Source organism: Arthrobacter sorbitolis, assembly GCF_054510995.1.
In genome coordinates, this window is the sequence record NZ_JBTNDM010000001.1 from 488,514 (window position 1) to 505,464 (window position 16,951).

15 protein-coding genes and 1 pseudogene are annotated in these 16,951 nt (G+C 63.6%); 7 read left to right on the plus strand and 9 right to left on the minus strand.

The window, feature by feature from the left end; translation table 11 throughout:
- Nucleotides 1–80: 80 nt before the first annotated feature.
- Nucleotides 81–1,619 carry a DUF4389 domain-containing protein gene (locus ACX80K_RS02405; protein ID WP_459270269.1) on the minus strand — a complete coding sequence of 513 codons (1,539 nt, stop codon included), beginning with the start codon at nt 1,617–1,619 and terminating at the stop codon, nt 81–83.
- Between the two features lie 329 nt (nt 1,620–1,948).
- Nucleotides 1,949–3,244, minus strand: coding sequence for an AlbA family DNA-binding domain-containing protein (locus ACX80K_RS02410; RefSeq protein ID WP_459270270.1), 1,296 nt, complete (start codon nt 3,242–3,244; stop codon nt 1,949–1,951).
- Nucleotides 3,245–3,505: 261 nt separating this feature from the next.
- Here ACX80K_RS02410 and ACX80K_RS02415 point away from each other — a divergent pair, with 261 nt between their 5' ends.
- Complete coding sequence (locus ACX80K_RS02415; protein WP_459270271.1) at nt 3,506–3,637, plus strand: type II toxin-antitoxin system RelE family toxin; 132 nt, start codon at nt 3,506–3,508, stop codon at nt 3,635–3,637.
- A gap of 165 nt (nt 3,638–3,802) precedes the next feature.
- On the opposite strand, the gene ACX80K_RS02420 is transcribed toward ACX80K_RS02415, so the two are convergent.
- Both ACX80K_RS02420 and ACX80K_RS02425 read right to left on the minus strand, forming a co-directional pair.
- Complete coding sequence (locus ACX80K_RS02420) at nt 3,803–4,135, minus strand: ArsR/SmtB family transcription factor (RefSeq protein WP_459270272.1); 333 nt, start codon at nt 4,133–4,135, stop codon at nt 3,803–3,805.
- Nucleotides 4,136–4,247: 112 nt separating this feature from the next.
- Nucleotides 4,248–5,258, minus strand: a complete 1,011-nt coding sequence (locus ACX80K_RS02425) for a zinc-dependent alcohol dehydrogenase family protein (RefSeq protein WP_459270273.1) — start codon at nt 5,256–5,258, stop codon at nt 4,248–4,250.
- A gap of 602 nt (nt 5,259–5,860) precedes the next feature.
- On the opposite strand from ACX80K_RS02425, the gene ACX80K_RS02430 reads away from it, so the two are divergent.
- The 6 genes and pseudogenes from ACX80K_RS02430 (at nt 5,861) to ACX80K_RS02455 (ending at nt 12,025) form a co-directional block, all read left to right on the plus strand.
- Nucleotides 5,861–6,913, plus strand: coding sequence for an isocitrate/isopropylmalate dehydrogenase family protein (locus ACX80K_RS02430; protein ID WP_459270670.1), 1,053 nt, complete (start codon nt 5,861–5,863; stop codon nt 6,911–6,913).
- Nucleotides 6,914–7,017: 104 nt separating this feature from the next.
- Nucleotides 7,018–8,007 (plus strand): 2-hydroxyacid dehydrogenase, encoded by a 990-nt coding sequence (locus ACX80K_RS02435; protein ID WP_459270274.1) that lies wholly within the window; start codon nt 7,018–7,020, stop codon nt 8,005–8,007.
- A 124-nt stretch (nt 8,008–8,131) separates the two neighbouring features.
- Nucleotides 8,132–9,568: a 2-hydroxycarboxylate transporter family protein gene (locus tag ACX80K_RS02440; protein ID WP_459270275.1), complete on the plus strand. Its 1,437-nt coding sequence runs from the start codon at nt 8,132–8,134 to the stop codon at nt 9,566–9,568.
- 104 nt (nt 9,569–9,672) lie between these two features.
- Nucleotides 9,673–11,352, plus strand: coding sequence for a thiamine pyrophosphate-binding protein (locus ACX80K_RS02445; protein ID WP_459270276.1), 1,680 nt, complete (start codon nt 9,673–9,675; stop codon nt 11,350–11,352).
- Nucleotides 11,353–11,374: 22 nt separating this feature from the next.
- Nucleotides 11,375–11,539: pseudogene (locus ACX80K_RS02450) on the plus strand (helix-turn-helix domain-containing protein); the annotation flags it as partial.
- A 267-nt stretch (nt 11,540–11,806) separates the two neighbouring features.
- Complete coding sequence (locus tag ACX80K_RS02455; RefSeq protein WP_459270690.1) at nt 11,807–12,025, plus strand: hypothetical protein; 219 nt, start codon at nt 11,807–11,809, stop codon at nt 12,023–12,025.
- A 63-nt stretch (nt 12,026–12,088) separates the two neighbouring features.
- Here the strand turns inward: ACX80K_RS02455 and ACX80K_RS02460 are convergent, their stop codons facing one another.
- From ACX80K_RS02460 to ACX80K_RS02480, 5 genes are all read right to left on the minus strand, one after another.
- Entirely contained in the window at nt 12,089–12,682 is a 594-nt protein-coding gene (locus tag ACX80K_RS02460; protein WP_459270277.1) for an HIRAN domain-containing protein, read from the minus strand.
- 147 nt (nt 12,683–12,829) lie between these two features.
- Nucleotides 12,830–13,861: a zinc-dependent alcohol dehydrogenase family protein gene (locus ACX80K_RS02465; RefSeq protein ID WP_459270278.1), complete on the minus strand. Its 1,032-nt coding sequence runs from the start codon at nt 13,859–13,861 to the stop codon at nt 12,830–12,832.
- A gap of 65 nt (nt 13,862–13,926) precedes the next feature.
- Nucleotides 13,927–14,904 (minus strand): formylglycine-generating enzyme family protein, encoded by a 978-nt coding sequence (locus ACX80K_RS02470; RefSeq protein WP_459270279.1) that lies wholly within the window; start codon nt 14,902–14,904, stop codon nt 13,927–13,929.
- Between the two features lie 30 nt (nt 14,905–14,934).
- Nucleotides 14,935–15,930, minus strand: coding sequence for an aldo/keto reductase (locus ACX80K_RS02475; protein ID WP_459270280.1), 996 nt, complete (start codon nt 15,928–15,930; stop codon nt 14,935–14,937).
- A gap of 93 nt (nt 15,931–16,023) precedes the next feature.
- Complete coding sequence (locus ACX80K_RS02480; RefSeq protein ID WP_459270281.1) at nt 16,024–16,890, minus strand: SDR family oxidoreductase; 867 nt, start codon at nt 16,888–16,890, stop codon at nt 16,024–16,026.
- Nucleotides 16,891–16,951 lie beyond the last annotated feature (61 nt).

Here is a 16,951-nt window from a genome sequence, read left to right on the forward strand (position 1 = left end):
CCGGGGCCGGTCGCAGCCGGGTCCCGCGCAGCCCCCCCGCAGGGGCGCCTGCGCGGGTTCCGGCAACGGGCCCGGCGACGCTAGCGATCCCGGTCGACCGGGGAGGGCAGTCCGGCGTCGACGAGCCCGGGCGTGTCGGGATCCCGGGGTTGCGGATCCGGTTCGTCCGGTCCCTGGTCCATCCGGAACGGCGGGTACTCGTCGCGCAGGAGGAGCACGTAGGCCAGCACGCGGTACGTCCAGCGGGAGATGCCCAGGACGAAGTCGAAGAGTGGCCGGGGATACCGTGCGGTGAACAGCAACGCGAACCCTGCGACGAGAGCAAGGATGCCGAGGAGCGACGGGCCGGAGGTCCGGATCACGTCGCCCGGATCGGTGCCGGCGACCGTCCAGGACCACGCGCCCGTCAGGACCGCGATGATCAGGAGGTGCGGCAGCGCCAGCAACCACCCCTTGACGAGGACCAGCCCGCGGTGCAGCCGTGCCGGGTACGGTACGCGCACATCGGCGGGGTAGGCGTCGACCGGAGCCAGCGTGAAGGGAGGGTACTGATCCGTCCCAAGGACCGAGGTGTAGAACTGGACCCGCCAGGTCCACCGGAGGACGCCCACGGTGAAGGGGAAGAGCGTCGCCGGGTACCGTCCGGTGAAGAGGATGGCGAGTCCTGCGGCAAGCGTGCAGATCCAACACGCGACCCACAGCAGCACCAGGACCACGGCATGGGGGAGGGCCAGGAACCATTTGACCAGCCACAGCCACCGGGACAGCCGTGGCTGGAGGTGTCCGGTCAGCTTGGTCGGGTGCGGCAGGACGTCCCGTGCGGCGTCCCCGGAGTCGAGGCGGTGCCGTTCACCAGGGGACATCGCGCGGCCGTGTCGGGTTCCGCTCAGGGAGGGTTCCAGCCCTCTGCCGAGTCCGCTCGCCCCGGCAAGCACCAGTGGGATCCCGACCAGGAGCAGCAGCGCCGCGGTCAGGAGCAGTGCCACCCCGATCGGGGCGAACAGCGTCGACCGGAACCCGGCCTGCAGTTCCACGACGCCGGCACGGCTACCGTCGGCATTCATCACCACCACCGCCCAGTCGCCGGAGCGCAGATCGGTCGTGATCTCCTGCGTCTCCGTCCCCGACGCCGACGTCGTCCAGAAATCCTGCTCGGCCGGAGGAGCCGGCACTCCGGATCCGGGGACGTCGCGGTACAGGGCGCGGAACGGGCTGGTCCGGAGATCCACCAGTTCCGTGTGGTTCACCGAGGACAGGTAGGCGTCCACGGCGTCCTGTCGGGCGACGCCGATGAAGACGGCCTGTCCCGGCTCGACGGCCGTCGCGCGCAACCGGAGCGTGGCCACCCCCGCGGGAAGGTCCTCGAGGCCGTCCACCTCGCTCACCTCCACCTGGGTACTGGTCAGCGCGTAGGAATCGTAGTCGAAGCGCTCGGTCGACGTGGTGAGGAAATCCCCGTCGCGCTGGAGACCGGCCAGCGCGGCGACGGAGGCGCCACCGACACCGATACCGCCCGCGATCGTGACGAGGAGGGCGCCCAGGAGGACCAGAATGAGCGGAGCGGTCCGCATCTGGGCTGCCCGGGGAACGGGGGGAACGCTGCTGTGGGGCGAGCTCATGACATGCCATCCTTGTCATCGCAGAATCGTGGATGGGAACGCGCCGCAGCCTGCGCGGGCGTCACCCTCGACCCGTCGCAGGTCTCGGGGACGTCCACTGTGCGCTTCAGGAACCAGCAGGACTAGGGCAGAAAGTCCCTGCTCGACGGCGTTCCCGTCCTTTCCCGCAGCCGGCCGGGTCGGTGGTCGCCATGGCCCGCAGCGGCCGACGGACGATACCCGGCACCGGGCCGTGCAGGTGAGCTACGCAGGCAGGCGCGAGCGCTTCCGGGGAGGGTCTCCGAACAACTACCTGACATAATGTAGATTATCGGCGATTTATCAAAGCGTCAGGAGTGGCCATCGTCATCGGCCGCCAGCGCCTGAAGAGGTATGTTGAGGATGGGCCGCCACACCCGGCTGATGCCGCCGCTGTTGAGGACATCCATAACCAAACCGTTGAGCTGGGTCAGCTGGACATCACGGTCCGGAGTGGCAGTGAACACAGCGTCGATCGGCTCAGGATCGATGATGGGCAGCAGCTCCTCCCTGTCCATTGCGAAACCGCCCCGCGGCTGTCGGATCCACATTCCACTGGCACTGGTCGTCATCAGAAACCGCACCTCGTAGTCCCCGGGCAGGCCTAGTATCTCGGCGGCAGCCTCGACGAGCTGCGCCATGTACGCCGGGAGGTAGTGGACAGCGTCGGCGTCCACGTCGATCATCAGGTCCTCTGGGTCGCGCTGCGGCCGGCACTTTTGGGCGAGAACCAGAGTGCCGTTGTCGTGGACCTCCAGCAGGGTCTCTCCTCCGGTGCGGGGGTACTGCACCAGCCAGCGACGTAGGCCGCGTCGGGGTTCTTGTCCGAGGATGCCCATCGCCTCGAAGGAGCTGACGAAGAACCGGTTGGCGGTGTTCATCGCAGCGAGGATCGCCTGGAACTCACAGGCGGCAATTGGCCCGCGAAGGGCCTGCCTCTCCCCCACCGGCATTGCCACCAGCGCCAGGCCAGCGGTCAACCCGTCGCCCTGAACCCGGAGCGCAGCCCTCCTGACATGGGCCAGCATCACATTCTCTCGGTCGGCCTCTCCCCTGAACCGAGCCCTGTAGGCAGCCTCGATCTCGCGCTCCGCCATGAAGACCGTCTTCGTACCGGTGCGCCTTGGAACACGGTCGGTCCCTGCTCCCCAGGTCACGAAATGCGGCGCCTGGGGGCTCCCGGAAACGTTGACGATAACGATCGTCTCCTCGCCCGAACCGATACGCGTGATGTCGAGGTCGTATACCGGCGGCTGGATGGTCGACGCCGCCCAGCTCCTGAGCTTGCGCTCAATACTGTCACTCCACTCCCCCACGCCGGCGATCGCCTTGGCGGCCGACGTGGCACGATCCTCCTCAATCCCGAAGACGATGGTCCCGCCACCGCTGTTCGCCATTGCAGCAACGTCCTTCGCGAACTCGCGGTCCGGCGCGAAATCCTTGCCTGCGGCGATCTGTGCCGCGTTGGGCTGTTTGGCTGGCAGGTGCTTCTTCCAGTCGAGGTCATCGCGTTCCTGGATGCCCTGGTCGATGGTGAGCCGGATGTCATCGAGCGTCAGCTCGTGGTTGTGAAAGCCCAGCGCTCGGTGCAGTGCGGAATGGGACACGGAACTCCCCTGGTCAGGCCTGTTACGACGTCGTCCACCCTAGTCGTGAAGGCGCTGGGCAGGCCCTCTCCCCCCTACTTGCATGCGGTGCGCACGTTAAAGGCCGCGTCAAGGACCGGTTGTGGTTCAGGAGGCAGCGAGGGGCTGCGCGATCCGGGATGACATTCACTACGAAGTGAAGTCACCAGCCCTGCGCTGAAGGGATTCCGTCAGCTCACCGAGAAGGCGGCCGCCGCGATCATCGAATTCGTTACCGGAGCCTTGGCCGACAACCCCCGCAGGCTCAGCAAGCCCCTCACGAACGAACGTCTCGGATTGCGCATCGCGCGCCGCTGCGACTACCGGGTGCTGTTCACCCTCAACGTCAAGAGGTTCACCCTGCACGTCCACTGAATCGAGCATCGCTCCAGCGTGTACAAGCCCCGATAGCCCCACGAAAGCTAGGTTTCACCACGAGCCTGGGCAACGGCGCGTTATCCGCAAGTTGACGAAAGGTCAATTATCGGCGAAAAGCCATGTCCTCGCTGCGACATGAGTAGCGGAATTGGAAACCGCGGTTCAATCGTGGCTGATGCTGGCGGAGCCGGCGATGACGGAGGGCAGGAAGCCGGGGTAGGCCTTCTCCATGTCGCGAAGGCGGAGGACGTTCATCCTTGAGGTGCCGATGTAGTACTGGTGCAGGACGCCGGCCTGGCGGAGCGCGGTGAAGTGGTGGGTGGCCGTTGATGCCTTGACGGGCAGCTCGATGGCTCCGCAGCTGATCGCTTCCGGGGCTTCTGCAAGTTGTCTCAGGATGCTGAGCCGGATGGGGTCGGCGATGGCGGAGAGGACCTTGGCGAAGTTGAAGTCCTCGACGGCCGGTTCGTCCGTTACCTCGGTTGTCCGTGCCATGTCCGTTCCTCCATTCAGCAATTGATCGTATCGCGCTAGTCCACCAGAGCTTGCCCGGACGCCGACAGCCCAACGAGAAGGTCGTGCGGCTGCCGGCCCGCCCTTGAAGCCTCTAGTTGACCTTAATGACGATTTTGCCGAAGGCGCCGCGGGCGAGTTGGTCGTAGGCTGCGTGGGCGTCGGCGAAGTCGTAGACGGTGTCGATGACCGGGTTGATGTGGTGGTCGTCGAGGAAGGTTACGAGGTCCTGGAAGGATCGGCGGTGGCCGACGGCGATGCCCTGGATGTGTGTCTGGTGCCAGATGACGTCCATGAGGTCCAGTTGGGTGGTCTGCCCGTCGAGGAACCCGACGATGGCGACCATTCCGCCGCCGCGTGCGGCGCGGATGGAGTCCTTGAGTCCGTCGCCGCCGACGACGTCGATGACGAGGTCGACGCCGAGACCCTCCGTGAGCCGCAGAGCTTCCGCCGCCCAGTCCGGGGTGGTGCGGTAGTTGATGGTGTCGGTGGCGCCGAGCTGCCGGGCGCGAATGAGCTTGTCGTCGCTGCTGGAGGTGGCGATGACGCGTGCGCCGAGGGCGGAGGCGATCTGGATGGCGAAGATCGATACGCCGCCGGTTCCTTGCACGAGGATCGTGTCACCGGCACCGATGTTTCCGTACTCGCGCATTGCGAACCAGGGGGTCAGGGCGGCGATCGGAAGGGTCGCGGCCTGCTCGTCGGTGAGCCCGGCAGGGGTGGGGACGACGGCGTTCTCGCTGAGGACCTGGTACTCCGCGAGTCCTCCGTCAAGGGGTCCGCCGACCTGGAAGTCCGCGTACTCGGGCAGCCACGGCCCGTCCTGCCAGGTGGAGTAGAAGTGGGAGGTGACCCGGTCGCCGACGGAGTGTTTCGTCACCCCGGCTCCGACAGCGGCGACGACGCCGGCGAAGTCCGCCACCGGGATCAGGCCCTTGGGCATCTTTTCCGGCGCGTAGATGCCGTCCACCAGGGCCTTGTCGCGGTAGTTCAGTGATGCCGCGAAGACCTTGATCAGCAGCTCTCCCTCTCCCGGATCCGGGGTGGGGATTTCGTGCAGGTTTAGGTTCTCGAGACCGAAGTCGTCCAGCATCCAGGCGCGCATGGTGTTGCCTCTCGTCCGACAGGGCCGTGCGCCGTGCCTCATCCAGCGTGACTCTTATTTCGACGTACGTCAAATAAGATGGTCATCGAAGTATAGTAGGACTGGTTGCTCAGAATGGTGAGGCAAGAGCATCGGTTGTATCAATATCAAGTCGCTTGGCCAGGGCGATCGTCCACCATGGTGATTCTGCGAGTTTGTGTTAGCCGCCGTACGACCCCGAGGGCTTAGGGCTGCAGTGGCATCCATCGCATCGATTTTCCACTGCTTTGAGTACTAAGTAAGCGGAAGCCGGGTCTGGTTACCTTCAGCTAGGTAGTCACGCGTCGCCCCTTCACCCCCAAGTCGCCCCTTCACTCTCAAGCTGCGTAGGACTTGGCCTTGAGAGAAGGCAGCGCCGGGCGGGATGCCTACACCTTTCCTTGTGAGCTAGGTCATAAACTGCTACTGTCTTCCCACTTAGCAAGCAGTACTTCCCACGCAGTGAGAAATACGAAGCATTGCGCCGATGATGCCGTCAATGACGAGACGACTTCCGTACGGATTACCTACGGAAGCTCTCGCTGGAAGCAAGGCAGGGAACTTTGAATCACTACGAAATCGCCGTGATACCCGGCGATGGAATCGGTCCAGAAGTTATTGACTCTGCTCTGACAGTCTTGGGCGAGTGCGAGAGACGGTATGGGTTGAAGCTCACCTACACCTTCCATGACTTCAGTGCAGCTTTGTACCGCCGTACCGGCAGAAGGATCACTGCAGCCGACATGGACGAGATTGGCAAGGCGGACGCTGTCCTGTTCGGTGCCATGGGTTTGCCTGATGTACGCACGCCGGAGGGCCTCGAGCTCGGCGCTCAGGTCGAGATGCGGGCCCACTATGGACTCTTTTCGAGCCTTCGACCAGTTCGGTTGTTCCCGGGTGTCGAGAGTCCCGTGAAGGCGAAGAACATCGACATGCTCATTATCCGCGAGACGTCCGAAGGGATGTTTGCAGGACTGGCCGATAAGCACGAACCCAGTGATGAGAGCGCGACTGACCGTATGACGATCACGCGGGCCACAAGCGAGAAGCTCTTTGATGTCGCCTTTTCGCAGGCACGTGCTCGTCGCAGGCGGGGCACGCCGGGGCATGTGACATTGCTGCACAAGTCCAACGCACTGCGCAGCAACGTCCTCCTGGAAAGAGTGTTCGACGAGGTCGCTGCGAGGAATGAAGACGTCGGGAGTGCGAAGTTCTACATCGATGCCGGGTCGATGTACATGGTCACCGACCCCGAGCGGTACGACGTAATCGTGTCGGAAAACATCTTCGGAGACATTGTCTCGGAGATCGCAGCCGGCCTCGTCGGCGGTCTTGGCGTTGCACCATCGGCAGACGTCAGCCTCACTCACGGAGTCTTCCAGCCGTCCCACGGCAGCGCCCCTGATATCGCAGGGAAGGGCATCGCCAACCCGACAGCCATGATCTTGTCCGCGGCGATGATGCTGGACTGGCTCGGTGAGCGCCGCGGCGATGAGCTGTGTTCCATCACCGCCCAAAAGATCAACACTGCCGTGGAAGCCGCGCTAGCAACAGGCCCTCGGGCCCGCGACCTAGGCGGAACAGCTGGAACCCAGGAAGTGGTCGACACGATCCTTGCGGCCCTTCCGGAAAGCTGAAGCCCTACCTTGCAGCACCGCCAGAGCGCCACAACTGCACATAATCTGCAGCGCCGAATCCATTCTCTACTCCACCGGATTCCCATCAACGAAAGATACGCGCCATGACTTACAAGGTTCTGTTCATCAACCCGTTGAAGGACTACGTCGATCGCCTCGTCGACTCGACCCCCGAGGAATTCAGTGTCACCGTGATGCCGCCCGAAGCGGACACAGCGGGCCTCTGCCGTGAAGCCGCAGATGCCGACTTCCTCATCTCCGGCGTCGATGTTCCTGAGGAGGTCTTTCGCGCCGCCAAGAACGTGAGCTTCATCCAGTACATGAGTTCGGGATACGGGCAACTTCCCATCAGCGTCCTCAATGACCTCGGTGTCCCGGTCGCGCAGATGAAAACACACTCCATCTCCGTCGCAGAGCACGCGGTCACGTTGATGTTGTCGGTGATGCGAAGGATCCCAGCATCGATGCAGCTGATGCGCGACGGTGCGTGGCGCCAGGACCTGGACGAGATGTCGTATGCGGAGATGTACAACAAGACCGTCGGGATCGTGGGTCTCGGGAACATCGGGCGATGGGTAGGCAAGGTCGTGCACCATGGCTTCGGCGCCAATGTGGTTTTCTACGACAATGCCGAAATTCCGCTGACCGTGTCCGAACTCATCCCCGCCCGTCGCGTCAGCCTGGAAGAGCTCATGAGGATCTCCGACATCGTCTGCGTGAATGTGCCCTTGACCGCGGACTCCGACAAGCTCATCGGACGGGATGAACTAGCGCTGATGAAGCAAACCGGCATCCTCATCAATGTCGGCCGCGGCGAAGTCGTGGACGAGAGCGCACTCATCGACGCCCTACGCGAGAAACGAATCGCAGGAGCCGGGCTGGATGTCTACGAGCGGGAGCCGCTTGACCCCACCAGCCCACTCCTTCACCTCGAACAGGTGATCTGCACCCCCCACATGGCCGGTGTCGGCTGGGAAAACGTCGAGCGAAGGATCGCCACCGTCTGGCAGAACTTCGACGCAGTCCTGCGTGGAGACATTCCCACTGGTGTTGTTACCGCCACGAAACGAGCGGAACACATCCTGGTGGCATAGCCCCTCCGGACCACAGACGAAGACCCCGCACCACAACGGGACATCCCATCTCAAGGGGTTCTCCCCCCCATTTCACATCTATGCGCCGTACCAGCCGATCCCACCCACTATTGCGGAGACAACGATGTCCACCACCCCACGCAAGACGGAATACTCACAGCACACAGTCCCAACACCGCTGCCGGACCAAGCCACTGCTTCTGGCACAGGCATCGACCGCCCGGTGGAACGCACCGTCGGCAGCAGGCCCGGCGTCCACTACCCCGGCAAGCTCGGGTGGCGCATCTCCAGCCTGCCGGCGCCCCTCTACCTCGTCCTCGCCGCCCTCGTGCTCATTGCAGCCCTCACGGGTAACCTCCCGGACAGTATGGTGTCCGGCTTCGCCACAACACTTCTGCTCGGCGGACTTTTCATTTGGCTTGGGAACCTCGTCCCGGTTATCAGGGACTTCGGCCTCCCCACTGTCCTGTGCACTTTCGCCCCAGCGACGCTGGCTTTCTTGGGCCTCATGCCCACCAACATCATCACGGTCGTCCAGAGCTTCGTTGAAGGTTACGGATTCTTGGACTTCTTTGTCGTCGGCATCATCGCCGGTTCCATTCTCGGCATGCCACGAACCCTTTTGCTTAAAGCAGGCCCCCGCTTCGCCGTTCCGCTCGTCGGGTGCCTCATCTCCACCTTCCTGCTGGTGGGACTCCTCGGCTTCCTCACAGGTTTCGGTTTCATCGAAGCCATCCTTCTCATCGCAGCTCCCATCATGGCCGGCGGCCTCGGCGTAGGCGCCCTACCAATGTCGGAAATGTATGCCTCGAAAACAGGTGGCAGCTCGGATGCGTTTATGGGCGATCTCCTGTCCGCCGTGATCATCGCCAACGTCGTATGCATCCTCATCGCTGGCCTCTACAACGGTCTCGGCAAGCGTAAGAATCAACTTTTCGTCGGCTTCAACGGCCACGGTGAACTCCTGCGTATCAAGGGGCGAGCAGATGAGCTGGCACTGCCGCCGAAACGCGACTCGTCCTCCTACATCGCCCTCGGCAAAGGACTGCTCATCGCGGGATCCCTGTTCATCTTCGGCAACTTGGTCGCCGTCTACCTCCCCGCCCTGCACCCCTACGCCTGGACAATCATCGCCGCCGCAGCTGTGAAGATCTTTGGACTCCTGCCCAAGGACGTAGAAGACTCCACCGCTGACTGGGGTGATTTCATCGGCGCAGTCCTGGTTCCCGCTCTTCTGGTGGGCGTGAGCTTGACCTACATCGAGATCGGCGACGTCCTCACGTCACTGGGCAACCCCCTGTTCATCCTGCTCACCATCAGCACCGTGATCATCTCGACGCTGACTTCAGGGGCTCTGGGATGGATGGTCAAGTTCAACTTCGTCGAAGCGTCCATCACACCCGGGCTGGTCATGGCCGATACCGGCGGCAGCGGTGACGTGTCCGTGCTCAGCGCCGCCAACCGCATGCACCTGATGCCCTTCGCGGCCCTCACAAACCGACTCGGAGGCGCCCTGGTCCTCTTCGTCACCTCGCTGATCGTGCCCTTCCTCAGCAGGTAGCCAGTTCTCCCCGAGGCACAACACCGCGGCCTCAAAGCTGCCTGCATCGACAGCATCGATCCAACTTACCCCGGGCCTGAAGAGCAGAGAACACGATGACAAGCATGAGTCGCAATTCATCATCCGTAGTCAAGAACCCTCTCTTGCCGGACGAGGGCCATGTGTCCGCCAGTATCGCCGATGTGGTCGCCGAGCGTGCAGGCCACCTCTTCGGGTTGATGGGTAACGGCAATGCGCACTTCATCAGTCGCCTCACTCGCCGCGGCTTCCCTTTCACCTCCGCCCGCCACGAGTCAGCTACCGTAGCCATGGCCGACGCGTATCACCGCGCAACGGGGACTATCGCAGCCGCGACGACGACCTACGGTGCGGGATTCACCAACGCGTACACGACTCTGGCCGAAGCGCGTCTCGCCCGCGTACCCCTCGTCCTGATCGTCGGCGACGGACCGTCAGCCGGTCGCTACTTCGACATCGACCAACAAGCGGCAGCCACAGTAGTCGGGGTCACAACCCTTGTCGCCGGCCCCCACAACGCCAGCGCGATCACCCACCGCGCGTTCGACCTCGCCTTGCAAACCTTCCAGCCCGTTGTGCTCGCGATTCCCTACGACCTCGCCACAGCTCCTCTTACCACTGCCGAAACGCTCGAACCCCTACCGCCCAAGGCCGCATGGACAGCAGAAAGTCACACGGTGAATCAGCTCGCGGGCCTCCTCGCCGCTGCGGAACGACCCCTCATCCTTGCCGGACGCGGAATTGTGCTGGCGAAGGCTTCTGCTTCGCTCCGTGCGATTGGAGACCAGCTCGGTGCACTGTTCATGACATCCGTCATGGCAGCCAACGCCTTCGACAGTCCCTGGGATCTCGGCATCGCCGGTGGCTTCACCCGCCTCCACCGCCTCGAAGTCGCCCGCCGGGCCGATGTCGTCCTTGTCGTCGGCGCGAGCCTGAACACCTTCCAGACCCGCTACGGAACCTTGTTCCCCGCATCTACGCGCATCATCCGCATCGACAACGAACCCGACCCAGTGGAACCCGGCATCACCGAGTACATCCGCGCTGACCTGGGTCCCTTCCTCGAGCAGCTCGCCCTGCACGTACCTGCACCTACGGCCACCTGGCGGGATCAGGTCCCGCACATTGCCGAAACCGTCTTCCGATCCTCTGACCCGAGCGAAGATCCCCTCGAATACGGCCCCGACGGGCGCCTCAACCCGCGAGCCGTCATCGCCGCTCTGAACGCGATACTGCCGGTTGAGCGATCGGTGGTGATGGACGGCGGACACTTCATCGGTTGGGCACCCATGTACCTCTCCGTCCCGGACCCGCAAGGGATGATCCTCGTCGGAACGGCGTTTCAGTCCATCGGGCTCGGGCTGGGATCGGCTGCGGGAGTGTCGATCGCCCGACCGGAACGCACAACCGTCTTGGTCAGCGGGGACGGCGGAGGGCTGATGGGACTGGCGGATCTGGAAACATTTCTACGGGCAACCCGTCAAGGCGTCATGGTGGTCCTCAACGACGCCGCCTACGGTGCGGAACTTCACCAGTACGCCTCGAAGGGACTCCACGACCAGGCCATGCTCATCGACGAGGTCGACTTCTCTGCCGTTGGTCGCACCTTCGGCGCCCAAGGTTTCAAGGCACGCTCGCTGGCCGACCTCGAGGTGCTGACAGAGTGGCTTGCCACCAACGACACCGGTGTCTTCGTCCTCGACGTCGCCATCTCCCAAAAGATCGTGGTCGAGTTCATGGCAGAGTCGGTCGCGCTAAAGCGCTGATCCCAAGTCGTAGGGTGGCTATATGTCGACCAGTGACGCCAGCGGAAGCAACCGAACTCTTGAGCGCGCGGCCGCTATCCTCGACGCCGTCGGCCGCTCCGCCCTTTCAGCTAGTGAACTGTCGAGGCAAACAGGCCTGTCCCTATCGACGTCGCACCGCCTAGCGCTTCAACTCACCGAGTACGGGTTCCTTCGACGAACCCTGACCGGAACGTTCAGACTGGGAGACCGGTTCGTGCGTTCCGCCCTCGAAAACGCGAGCATTTCCGTGCTGCGCGACCTGCGGGACCGCACCGGCGAAACGGCCCAGCTGTGGGTCCGACGCGGAGACGAACGCATCTGTCTTGTCAGCGCCGACAGCCGACACGAGCTTCGAGCAACGTTCCCTTCCGGGGGGCGGTTGCTCCTTCCTCATGGGGGAAGTGGCCGCCTACTCGTAGCTGAGGAAACCGCCATGGACGAGTTGAACAGGCTGGGTTGGGTTGAATCGATCGGAGTAAGAACGCCGGGCCTCGGATCGGTCAACGTCCCGGTATGGAAGGGCGAAGACATGGTCGCAGCTGTCTGCCTCGCCATGCCTTTGGCCCGGGTCAACGAATCCCCAGGAAAGGACCATGGAGACCTCGTGATCCTTTCCGCCCAAAGAATCACAGAGGTCATGAATAGCGGCTGACCGTAGACCGGAAAGCGTCACTAACGTCGAGCACGTATGGGAAGCCTCGAATCTGTATATCCATCACTGTGGCTGGTGTCGGCACAGGTGATTGAACATGGCGGGTGTGGTCAGCAGCACTCGGGGTCCGTAGTTGTGGTTTTGAAGCACGACAGCATGTAGCTCATCGCTGGAGTTCAAGGCTTCGGAAACCCATGCAGCCCTTGCCTGATTTACGTAGCCGATGCTGCGGTTTGGGTTGACGGTTTTGAGGACGACAGCATTCGGGTCGTAGGGGTTGTCCGGTTCCTTGACCGCCGTAAGGCGTTGGCCGTTTCTGAGGGCAGTGTGGTTTTTCGGGTTCTGGTAGTAGGCCATGGCAGTTGTGGAACAGGTGAGGATTCCGAAGCGGCGTAGAGCTGGTGACTCGTAGTAAATGAGCTGCCCGTCGGGTAACGCGAACTCGAGGCCGTGGTCCGCAGCGACCAGGTGCACAAGGGGTCGGCCATCAGCGTCCACGGTGAGTAGACCGTCGAAAGCGTCATCCGACACGTAGTCGTCTCGATTGTCACCGTGGGCTGGGCCTGTGTACGGGGCGCGTTGGCGTTCAGAGCGGTAGAACGCCTCAAGATCTGGGCCAGAATGTCGCCGCCGTCGGAAGAGCCCTGTGATGTTCATGCCCAGACTCTAGCGGGATGCCCGGCCAGTCAGGCTGGCGAGCCGCAGGCGAGCGAGCCTGGCTCGATAGGCAGCAACCCGGAGCCTCACCTTCTCGAGGTGTGACTCCGGGCTGCGTGTGGTGATCGACCGTTGATCGCCTGCGGGTTACGGGCGGATGAGGACCTTCAGTGCTTCACGGTCGGCCATGGCCTGGTAGCCGGCGGGGACGTCGTCCATGCCGATGGTGCGGTCAAAGACCCGGCCGGGCTCGATGGTGCCGTTCAGGACCAGCGGCAGCAGCTCATCGATGTACGCGCGGGCTGGCGCGACGCCGCCGGTGAGCGTGATGTTGTTCATGAACTCAGGGAACCCGAGGGGCACCTCGGAGAACTGCGGTGCCCCGACACGGCTGATAATGCCCCCGGCACGGACAACACCGATCGCCATCTTCAAGGCTGACTCGAGTCCAACTGCTTCCAGGACGACGTGGGTGCCGTCTCCCCCGGTGAGTTCCTTCACCTTCGCGATGCCCTCTTCGTCGCGTTCGGCGACGACGTCGGTGGCACCGAAGTCGCGGCCCAGGTCGGTGCGGGATTCGTGCCGTCCCATGAGGATGATGCGCGAGGCGCCCATGAGCTTCGCAGCGATCACCGCGGAAAGTCCGACTGCCCCGTCACCGATGACCGTCACTGTCTGCCCGGGCTCGATGCGCGCCATCTTCGCGGCGTGGTGCCCGGTCGACATCACGTCGGAAAGGCTCAGCAGGGAGGGGATGAGGTCCTCGTCGAACCCGGCGGGAACGGGAACGAGGGTCCCGGTTGCCAGGGGTACACGGGCGAACTCGCCCTGGCCGGCGTCACCGTCGCCGCCCCAGTGCTGGCCGTGACGGCAGGAGGTGTGGAGGTTCTCCTGACAGAAGTCGCAGGTTCCGTCGGAGATGACGAACGGCGCGATGACGAAGTCGCCCTTGGACATGCCGGCGACGTCGGAGCCGAGCTCTTCGATGATGCCGACGAACTCGTGTCCCATGCGGGCGCCTTCATCGGTTGCTTCCTTGGAGGCGTAGGGCCACAGGTCGCTGCCGCAGATGCAGCCTGCGACGATCCGTACGATGGCGTCAGTGGGTTCCTGCAGGGTGGGGTTGGGGACGGTCTCGACGCGGACGTCGCCTGCCCCGTACATCAGTGTTGCTCGCATGATCTGTCCTTCTTGTGGTGGGTGCAGTCGTGTGTTCAGGGGTAAAGCCGGTGCCGGTTGGCGGGTTACTCGGTTGTCCTGATGACCCGGAAGCCGATGCTGATACCGCGGTAGTCGGCGTCGTAGTCGCGACGGAACGCGGTCCGCCAGCTCGTGGCGGTGGTGTGCCAGCTTCCGCCTCGTACGACGTGCTCGGAGCCTTCGGCGGGTCCTGTCGGATCGACGGCCGGACTGGTTTCGTAGTAGCCGGCGTCGTAGACGTCACCGGTCCATTCCCAGGCATTGCCATGCACGTCGAACAGTCCCCAGGGGTTGGGGTCCTTCTGGCCGACGGGGTGCGTGCCGCCGTCGTCGAAGCCTTCCCCGTACCAGGCGTACGTGTCGAGGTCGGCTTCGTTGCTACCGAACGAGTAGGGGGTGTTGGTTCCGGCGCGGGCCGCGTATTCCCATTCGGCTTCTGTCGGGAGCCGGTAGCGGTTGCCGCCCTCGAGAGCGTTGAGGCGTTCGAGGAAGTCCTGTGCGTCGTTCCAGGACACCGTGGCCGGGTGGTCGGGCCTGGTGATGCGTTCGGCCATGCCGGGCAGGTTATAGAAGGGGTTCGAGCGGTCTAGCGTGTAGGGGTTTGAACCCATCACCGCTTCCCACTGCTGCTGAGTCACTTCAAACCGTCCGACATCGAACGCTTCACTGATCGTGACCTCGTGCTGTGGCTTCTCCGCGTCGGTAGCCTCGGGGTCGCTATCGTCGGAACCCATCAGGAAGGTACCAGCTGGTACCGGGATGAACTCCATGCCAACGCTGTTGAGATAGATCTCGCCGGCAGCCGCTTGGGTATCAGCACCATCCCGCCCCTGCGGCGAGACGGGCGTCTCGCTGCTCATCTCGGTGGGAGCAGAGGACGAATTAGTGGCCGCCACGTCCTGCTCTCCTGCCGCACACGCACTGAGGACGAGTGACGCGGCCACAGCGGCGCACCCCATCAACGGCAGATGCCGATACCGGTTTGCGTGCCGGTCGCGTTTGCTCAGAATCACGGTGCTCATACTGTTGCCTTGTCAGTCCGCTGCGGATCGTCAGTTGTCACGGTCGATAGCGGCGTCGAGGCCGGGGGAGAGCGGGGCGCCGACGAGGTCAAGTGCGGTGAGTGCTTCATCGATCCGCCGGAGGTCCTCGGGGCTGAGTTCGAGCTCCGCCGCAGGGAGGTTGTCATCGAGGTGTTCGATGCGCGTGCCACCGGGAATGGGGACGACCCATGGCTTCTGGGCCAGAAGCCATGCCAGTGCAATTCGTGCGGGTGAGGCGTCCTTTTCGGCGCTGAAGTCCTTGAGGAAGTCCACGAGGGCGAAGTTCGCCTCGAGCGCTTCCGGGGTGAAGCGCGGAAAATCGGCGCGAAGGTCGTTCGGGTCATCGAAGCGCATGCCGCGGGTGATGCCACCGGTGAGGAATCCCTGCCCGAGCGGACCCCAGGCGACCAGGCCGATTCCGAGTTCCTCACAGACACCGAACTTCTTCGTTTCCGGCTCCCGCATCCACAGCGAGTAATGGTCCTGGATGACGGCAACGGGCTGCACGGCGTGGGCACGCCGGATACTCGTCTCACTTGCCTCCGACAACCCGAAGTGGCGGACCTTCCCCTCAAGGATGAGGTCCTTGACCGCTCCCGCAACGTCTTCCATCGGGACGTTAGGGTCGACCCTGTGCTGGTAGAGGACGTCGATGTGGTCGGTTCGCAGCCGGCGCAGCGACGCGTCAATGACATCGCGGATGTGATCGGGGCGGCTGTTCAGGCCAACCGTCTCACCACTGTCATTGATGTCGAAGCCGAACTTGGTGGCCACCAGGACATCATCGCGAACGGGCTGCAGGGCTTCACCGACGAGATCCTCGTTGATGTAGGGGCCGTATCCCTCGGCCGTGTCGAACAGTGTGACGCCCCGGTCGACGGCTGCCCGGATAACGGCAAGTGCTTCTGTCCGGTCTGTTGCGGGGCCGAGGCCGAAGCTCAGACCCATGCAGCCGAGCCCGATGGCCGACGTTTCGAGGCCATCGCCAAGCATGCGTGTCTTCATAGGACGTGTTCCTTTTCGTGGGTGTCTCGTCGTTGCGGTGGTGGGGTGAATGAAGCGCTCACACCCTGACGCAGGGCAGCGGCCCTGCGGGACTTATCGAGCAGTAAGAGCCGTTACGTCGTCCCGGACAGCCTGAGGCTCCTGGTTGAGGGGCATGTTCGCGGGGTCCTTCACGGCGTCGAGCGAGCCGGGGACGTCGGACGCGAGTGCTCCGAAGAGTTCGTCGAAGTTCGTGCTGGCCGGGCCCTTGGTCGCGACGAGCTCGAGGGTCTTGCCGGCGGCGGAATCGGCGGTGAGGCTGCGCACCAGTACTTCGGCGATCTGGCGACGGGAGATGACCCCGTCGGAGGAGTTGCCCGCGTGCCGCGTGTCGCCCTGCAGGAAAACGAGGTTCAGTTCATTGGCATCGTTGTAGTCGAACCAGCCGGGTCGCACAATGGTGTAGCGGTTTCCGCTTGCGCGCAGCAGACGCTCACCGCGGCGCTTCCAGTCATGGATCTGCGTCGACTGGTTGTAGGAACCGGCACGGAAGGTCACGCCGATCGACGTCATCAGGGCCACCCGGACCGGCCGTCCGTCCAAGGCGGTAAGGACGTTCCGCACAGCCCCGTAGTCGACATCCTCGGCAGCCTTGCCGCCACCATGCGCCCCATGAGTGAAGACCACGGCGTCGATCCCTTCGACAGCGCCCTTGAGCGTGGAGGCGTCGGTCAGATCGCCGACCATGGTCTCCGCTCCCGAAGGGAGGCTTTTGGCCCGGCCCGCACTGCGGACAAGGGCCCGGACGCGGTGGCCCTGGCGGATGGCCTCTTCGACGACAAGGCTGCCGATGCTGCCGGTCGATCCGACGACCAGGACGGTCAGTGCTGGGTTCTCCACGAGAATCTCCTTGGGTAGATTGCCCGTGAGCTGCGCGGGCGCGAACAGCAGGGCTGCTGTTGGTGTCTGGTATCCAGTCAAGCCCTTTCATGGTGGCGCTGGCAGTGCCTGATCTTCCGGGTATCAACAGTGCCTCCCACAC